This is a genomic window from Albidovulum sp., assembly GCF_049646345.1.
In the GTDB taxonomy this organism is placed as follows: domain Bacteria; phylum Pseudomonadota; class Alphaproteobacteria; order Rhodobacterales; family Rhodobacteraceae; genus Albidovulum.
In genome coordinates this window covers 1-2,566 of the sequence record NZ_JBARVQ010000904.1, presented here as the reverse complement: position 1 = coordinate 2,566, position 2,566 = coordinate 1, and the positions used below count along the sequence as shown (strand labels likewise).

Below are 2,566 nucleotides of genomic sequence, written 5' to 3'. Positions count from 1 at the left end.
CCTGTGGCCTGTGCCGCTTCGATGAATTCCTTGTGCTTCAGGCTCAGCGTCTGGCCGCGCACGATCCGGCTCATGTCCAGCCAGGAGATCAGGCCGATGCCGAGAAACAGCATGAAGATCGAGCGGCCAAACATCACCAGAAGCAGGATCAGCACGAACATGTAGGGGATCGACATCAGGATATCGACGGCCCGCATCATGATGTTGTCGGCACGTCCCCCGACATAGCCCGCCGTGGCGCCGTAAAGCGTGCCGACGATGACCGCGATGGCCGACCCCACAATGCCGACCATCAGCGAAATGCGCGTGCCCTGAACGGTGCGCGCGAACAGATCGCGGCCCAGATCGTCAGTGCCGAAATAGTGGCCGTTTTCGATCGAGGGTCCGCCAAGCTCGGCGATCTGGCCCATCACGCCGAAATCCAGCTCCTCGTTCGACCAGGCGGCGATGTAATTGCCGAAGATCGCGAAGAGGCCGACGAGGATGAGAATGATCATCCCCGCCACAGCGGCCTTGTTGTGCACGAAACGCGACCGCGCATCGGCCCAGAGCGAGCGTCCCTTGACCTCATCTGCGGCGAGCCGGTCGCTCAGGCTTTTCATCTTTATCGTATCAACGACCATGGCATCAGTACCTGATCTTCGGGTCGATCCAGGCGTAGAGGATATCGACCACGAGGTTGAAAAGGATGGTGAGCGCACCGACAAGGATCGTGACACCGAGCATGACCGCGTAATCGCGGTTCAGCGCAGAATCGACGAACGCTTTGCCGATGCCGCCGGTGGAAAAATACATATCCACCACGACCGAGCCGGTGATCATCGTCACGAAGGCGGGGCCGAGATAGGAGATGACCGGCAGCAGCGCGGGCTTCAGCGCGTGGCGCAGGATGACCTTGCGTTCGGGCAGGCCCTTGGCGCGGGCGGTGCGGATGTGGTTGGAGTTCAGCACTTCCAGCATCGCAGAGCGGGTGATCCGCGCGATCGAGGCCATGAATGAGGTCGAAAGAGCGACCACCGGCATGATCATGTATTGCCACTGACCACCTTCCCAGCCGCCACCCGGCAGCCAGCGCAGCCAGAGTGTGAAGACCAGCACCAGAATCGGCGCCATCACGAAGTTCGGCAGCACCTGCGCGCCGATGGACACACCGACAGCGAGATAATCGAGCCAGGTATTGTGCCGGATCGCAGCGGCGACGCCGAGTGAAACACCCACAACAACGGCCAGCGCGAAGGAAATCGAACCATAGGTCAGCGTCACCGGGAAACCCTGAGCGATGATCTCGTTCACGGTCCGGTCCTTGTAAATAAAGGACGGGCCGAAATCGAAATGCGCAACGATGCCCCAGATATAGGAGGCCATCTGCCTCCAGAGCGGCTGGTCGAGGCCGTATTTGGCCTCAAGATTGGCCAGCACCTGCGGCGGCAGGGCACGTTCCTGCGTGAAGGGGCCGCCGGGTGCGGCATGCATCAGCAAGAACGAGATGATGATGAGCAAAAGAAGCGTCGGCACGGCGATGGCCAGACGCTTGGCGATATAGGAAAGCATGAGGGAACCCCACCGCAAGGAAGTGGGGCGCGCCGGTCAGGCGTGCCCCTTAAAAGCCGCCTTAGTTGGCGACGCGATACATGTCCTTGAGGTACCAGTTCTGCATCAGGTTGTTCAGACTCATGCCGCGCATGTCGGGCTTGACCATTTCAACCTTGGTGTACTGATAGATCGGCGCGAAGGGCATATTCTCCGCGAGGATCTGTTCGGCTTCCTTGTAGAGAGGCGCCGGGTTTTCCGAGGTCTTCGACTCTTTCATCAGCTCGTCATAGCGCTCGTTGAAGAACTTGCCGTTGTTGTGACCCGAATAGGAGGTGAAGAGGTCGAGATAGGTCGAGGCTTCGTTATAGTCGCCACACCAGGCATAACGCGCCACTTCGAAATCCTGGTTCTGCATCCGGTCGGTATGAACCTTCCACTCCATGTTGTTCGGCGTCATCTCGACCCCGATGCCTTTCCAGAACTGCTGCACCGCGATGGCGATCTTCTTGTGGCCTTCCGAGGTGTTGTAGTTCAGCGTCAGCTTCAGCGGGTTGTCGGGGCCATAACCAGCCTCGGCCAGAAGCTCTTTGGCCTTTGCAAGACGCTCTTCCTGGGTCCAGCCCGCATAGTCGATCTCGGGCATCTCGAACCCGGCCGTTGCATGATGGGTCCAGTTGTAGGACGGCGACTGACCGCCTTGCAGGATCTTGTCGACGATGATGTCGCGGTCGATCGCATAGGACAAAGCCTTGCGGACGCGGATGTCCTTCAGCGCTTCCGGCCCTTTCGCCTCATCGAGGTTGAACATGTAGATGTAAGAACAGGACTGCGGTACCGAATGGGCGTCGTCCGGATACTCAGCACTCAGTTTCGGATACTGGCCCGTTGGAATTTGGGTGCGATCCAGTTCACCAGCCAGATAGCGCGTCAGGGCGGCGTTTTCGTCATTGATCGTCAGCGCCGTGGCCTTGGTGATGATCGTGTGCTCATCATCCCAGTACATCGGGTTGCGCTCCATCACGACCTTTTCGCC

At 59.3% G+C, this 2,566-nt stretch carries 3 protein-coding genes; all 3 read right to left on the bottom strand.

The genetic code is table 11. The features are described from left to right. Positions 1-602, bottom strand: a 602-nt coding sequence (locus WBB85_RS23575) for an ABC transporter permease subunit (RefSeq protein ID WP_432640996.1), incomplete at its 3' end; no start/stop codon positions are given. A gap of 25 nt (positions 603-627) precedes the next feature. Beyond that, a complete protein-coding gene (oppB, locus tag WBB85_RS23570) occupies positions 628-1,551 on the bottom strand; it encodes an oligopeptide ABC transporter permease OppB (RefSeq protein ID WP_432640995.1) in 924 nt (307 codons plus the stop codon). Between the two features lie 61 nt (positions 1,552-1,612). Then, positions 1,613-2,566, bottom strand: a 954-nt coding sequence (locus tag WBB85_RS23565) for a peptide ABC transporter substrate-binding protein (protein ID WP_432640994.1), incomplete at its 5' end; no start/stop codon positions are given.